This is a genomic window from Calditrichota bacterium, assembly GCA_014359355.1.
Taxonomy (GTDB): domain Bacteria; phylum Zhuqueibacterota; class Zhuqueibacteria; order JANLFK01; family Oleimicrobiaceae; genus Oleimicrobium.
This window is the reverse complement of sequence record JACIZP010000217.1, coordinates 1-4,239: the sequence shown is the minus strand read 5'-3', so window position 1 is coordinate 4,239 and position 4,239 is coordinate 1. Positions and strand designations below refer to the sequence as shown.

4 protein-coding genes are annotated in these 4,239 nt (G+C 63.8%); 1 reads left to right on the top strand and 3 read right to left on the bottom strand.

What is annotated here, in order from left to right:
- The 3 genes from H5U38_09680 to H5U38_09670 form a co-directional block, all read right to left on the bottom strand.
- Nucleotides 1–509 (bottom strand): diaminopimelate epimerase (locus tag H5U38_09680; GenBank protein MBC7187291.1); only part of this gene is annotated, 509 nt, incomplete at its 3' end.
- Between the two features lie 134 nt (nt 510–643).
- Nucleotides 644–1,885, bottom strand: coding sequence for a diaminopimelate decarboxylase (lysA, locus tag H5U38_09675; GenBank protein MBC7187290.1), 1,242 nt, complete (start codon nt 1,883–1,885; stop codon nt 644–646).
- Nucleotides 1,886–1,895: 10 nt separating this feature from the next.
- Entirely contained in the window at nt 1,896–3,575 is a 1,680-nt protein-coding gene (locus tag H5U38_09670) for an Ig-like domain-containing protein (GenBank protein MBC7187289.1), read from the bottom strand.
- A 213-nt stretch (nt 3,576–3,788) separates the two neighbouring features.
- Between H5U38_09670 and H5U38_09665 the strand changes: the two genes are divergently transcribed.
- A partial coding sequence (locus H5U38_09665; protein MBC7187288.1) for a hypothetical protein occupies nt 3,789–4,239 on the top strand: 451 nt, incomplete at its 3' end.

Sequence of the window (4,239 nt, the reverse complement as noted above, 5' to 3'; positions counted from 1 at the left end):
TGCCGGTACGTGCGGCCGAGGCCGACTACGTCGATGCCTTCCACGGACTCGACAAAGAGCACATAGTGCGGGACACCCGTGTCGACGAACCCTCCTTCGCGCAGGAACGGCTCACTGGCGACTCCCAGTTCAAGGCGCGGCGGAAAAGGCTGCACGAACTGGGTCGTCACCGACCTTCCTTCGACCCATGCCGTGTAGATGCGGCCGCCAATCTCAAAGCGCATGGGGGAGCTGGCGATCCCCTCCTGATGGGCAAAGAAGGCCACCGCCCTCGAGCCGTTGCCGCACATCTCGGCAATGCTGCCGTCGGCATTGATGTGCACGTAAGCAAAATCCGCCGCCTCGCTGGCCTGCACCAAGATCACCCCATCGGCGCCCACGGCAATGCGGCGCTGGCACAACCAACTAAGCCATGCCCTGTGACGTCCCGGGTCCAAGTACCCTTGCCGGTTGTCGAACACGGCGAAATCGTTACCCGTGGCCGAGATCTTTACGAAACGCAGGCGCATTGCGCTCTACCCTCTTGGGCAGCGGGAGGAGTTGCGTGCGCGTCGGAGGCTCTCCACCTCGGACAAGCGGCCCGCGGCCGTGCTGCACGTCTCGTCCCAGCCGCGAGCGGCCCCAGTTCGTCTCTGGGGCGGTCTCACCAGCTTCTCTCCCGGATGAGCTGGTGCGAGGTGCCGTCCACCAGGACCTCGGCAGGCTTCATCCGCTGGTTGTAGGTGCTCGCCAAAACGTAGCCGTAGGCGCCGGCGGTCATAATGGCCAAAAGGTCGCCACGTTGCACTGGCGGCATCAGCCGGTCCTTGGCAAAAAAGTCCCCGGATTCGCACACTGGGCCCACTACATCGGCCGTGGCAGGCTCGCCATCGCTGCGAAGGACCTTCAGCACCTCGTGGTGTGCCCCATAGAGCGCCGGACGGATCAGGTCGTTCATCGCCGCATCCACGACCACGAAGCGCTTGCCGCGGCTTTCCTTGGTGAAGACCACCTGCGTCACCAGGATGCCGTTCGGGCCCACAATGGCCCTCCCCGGCTCAAGGAAAAGCTCGCAGCCCGTCCCCTTGACGATCGGCACGACCTCCCTCGCCAATTCCTCTGGATCGATGTAGAGTGGGGCGCCATGCTCGGCGAGCACGCGCGTATAGTCCACGCCAATTCCCCCGCCAATGTCGATATGCTGCAGTTCGATGCCCACGCTTCTCAGCTCACTGACGAAGTTGGCCAATGCCTCGGCGTTCTTGCGGAAGGGGAGCGTCTTCTTGATCATCGAGCCCACGTGCGCGTGCACGCCCACCAGTTCCAAGCTCGGCTGCCGTGCTGCCCAAAGGCAGCAGTCACGCGCGTCGTCCAGAGGGATGCCAAACTTATTGATCGTCCGGCCGGTGGTCAGGTAGGGGTGCCCCTCGATGTCCACGTCGGGGTTGATGCGGATGGCAATGGGCGCCTTCTTGCCCAAGCCTGCGGCGAGTGCGGCAGTCACCTCCAACTCCTGCCGCGATTCGATGTTCAGCGCCGCGATTCCGAGCTCGATTGCCTGTTTGATTTCCGCATCGGTCTTGCCGACGCCCGCAAAGACCGTCCTCTTCGCGGCGAATCCTGTTTGCTCTGCAAGGCGGAGCTCCCCACCGGAGACGACATCTGCACCTGCGCCCGCTGCAGCCAACAGCCGCAACAGATGGGGATTGGCGTTCGCCTTCAGGGCATAGCATACAGTGTGCGCTATGCCCGCGAAGGCTCCATCTATGGCTTTGTACGCGCCGAGCATGCCGTTCTTGCTGTACACGTAGAGCGGCGTACCATAGGTCTCGGCAAGCGTCGCAACACTTACCCCTTCACAATACAACAGGTCATGGCGAAAAGAAAATGGGATCGTCGGCTGCATTTCACCTCTCTTATTGGGAATTTCTTCCTCTGCCCCAGCGCGGCAACACAATGTCGTTGCCCACATTAGGCCAGCGGGAGCGCACTTGGACAGAGTCGGAAAGAACGACAAAGCGTTCCGCCGGCACGAATGGTAAGGCAGAACCCGTCGAGTAACGCCCGTTGGCGTCCTCGTCACGGTAGGCCTCCAGCAGGTAGACCCCTGGCAGCAGATCGGAGATTTCGTAAGGACCCGGTCCGGGGAGCACCACTTCGCGGCTCGCTCCCTTGGGCCGCACCTGGCTGGCGCGGATGACGACCGGTCCGGTTGCAGTGGGATCTTCGTCCCGCACCGTGCCGGCAATGGAGGAAAGCGTATCGCAGTTCATTGTCCAGAAGGTGATGCGCACGGTGTCCGCGCGGAGTGAGAGCCCAGTAAGGTCGCGGGCCAGCTCGCCGAGGATTATCACCTGGTACCGTGAGCGTCCGGCCAGGGGACAGCGTGGCGCAAACTCACACTGCGCGGCGGAAGGCCATTGTAGCCGCCCCGGTATAGGCGCGCCGGCGCTGTCTGTGGGCGTCAACGCCTTGCCCACAGAGGCGGTGTCCATGGCTTCGCTGAAAGCGAAGGACAAAGTCACGGTGCATGGCACGGCGCGGGCGCTGTCTTGGGGCACTGACTTTACCAGCGCAGGCCGTACGGTGTCGGCAAGCGCGCTTCCCGCAAATTCAGCGGCGGCTTCGTGCAGGCAGAGGTCATTGGCATCGCAGGCGCTGCGCACGGTGAGGCGGTAGCGCACCGGCCTTTGCTGGGAAGTTGCAAGATGCACAAAGCTGGGCCGCTCCGCGTCCACATAGGCGGCCACCACCTGCAGCGTGTCGCCACCATCCTGCGGCAAAACCAGGTAGTTGGCCGGCGCGGTGAGCGGCCAGCTTTGCATCGGCTCGCTGAACCGCAGGTGCACGTGCCGTGCGTCCGAGGCAGTCGCTGACTCGAGGCGCGGGGGAGTGGTATCCCGTACCGCCAGGCGGAAGTCGCAGCCCCGGAACACGGGGCTCTCCGTGCTCAGCACTACCTCGCCGGCGGGCACGCCCAAGGCATCGTACTCGGCGTCATAGCGCTGGTTGCCATCGCGGTCCAGCACCGCGAAAAGCCGGTAGGCGCCCGGTGCCATGGACCGCAGCAGGTACTCGCCGGTGGCGCCGCACTGCGTCACATAGTCCGGGAGCCTCGTGGACGGATCCGAGCTGGCGCCCGCGGACAGGTCGAACGCCCAGACGGCCGTACCGGCCAGTTGCCCTGTGCCAAACACACGACCGCTCACGGCACAACTGTCCAATGAGCCCCCCGTGGAGAAGGCCAGAGAGAAGGCCTGAGCGAGTCGATTATTGCGCAGGTCGCGCGCGTCGGTGCCCACGGTCACCACATAGGTGCGACCGAGCCGCAACGGTTCGGAAAAGGAGATGAGCAGGGTGCGGCCGCGCCAGCGAAGCGAGGTAGTGCCCGCCGGTCTGGGCACAATGAACAGCGCTTGCTCCACCGACTGCCTCTGCATCTTTTCGCTGAAGGTGAGCGCCACCTGCACGGTGGGCGAGACGTGCACGGCATTGGCCGTCGGCCAAGTGGCTACAACTTCCGGGGGAGTCTTGTCCTCCGGACCACCTGGCGGAAAACCCTGCCGCGCGCACCCCCCTATGAACAGCAGGGCCACGAGGCAGAGACCACGGGGTCGATGAGTGCGCCTACGGTTCCGCATCGTTTGCTAAAATAGCCAAATAGAGCGAGAAATTCAACCTTTTTCTTCTCTCTCGGGAGCCGGCAGCGCCCCTCGATCAGGTGGCAAAACCACAAGAAAACCGGTTGTTTTTCGGCGCGGATTTCATATCTTTGCAGGAGCACATTGCCAGGAAACAGGTGAGGTCTTATGCGACGGTGGGTGCATGTTCTGGGTTGGTTGGTGGTGGCCGCAGCGGGCGCCGCAGGGGGTACTGTCCCCGCCCCGGTCAGGGTAGTGCAGGTTGCACCCGAAGTGCGCCACAAGCAGTACCGGCTTTCCGCGCCTGAAGCGGTCATCAACGTGCTTGAGGTGCAAATGGGCGGTGGGGTAGAGCTTGCGAGCGTCAAGGCGGGTGGCCAGATGGCGGCGCGCGCGCCGCTGACAACGCTCCTCAGGCAGGCAGGCCCGGGCGCCCTTGCCGGCGTGAACGGAGACTTTTTCTTCGGTTCAGGGGTTTCCATCGGGCCACACGTCATCGATGGTCAGGTGGTGCGCAGTGCTGCCAGAAGACCACTCGTCGGCATGACCTCCACAGGGAAGCCGTTCATCGCCACTGCCGTGCTTGAGGCACGGCTGCTCACCCGCAGGGGCAGCATCC

What these genes read in the sequence shown, in the direction of transcription:
- lysA (MBC7187290.1), bottom strand. Translation starts at nt 1,885, where the DNA reads ATGCAGCCGACGATCCCATTTTCTTTTCGCCATGACCTGTTGTATTGT.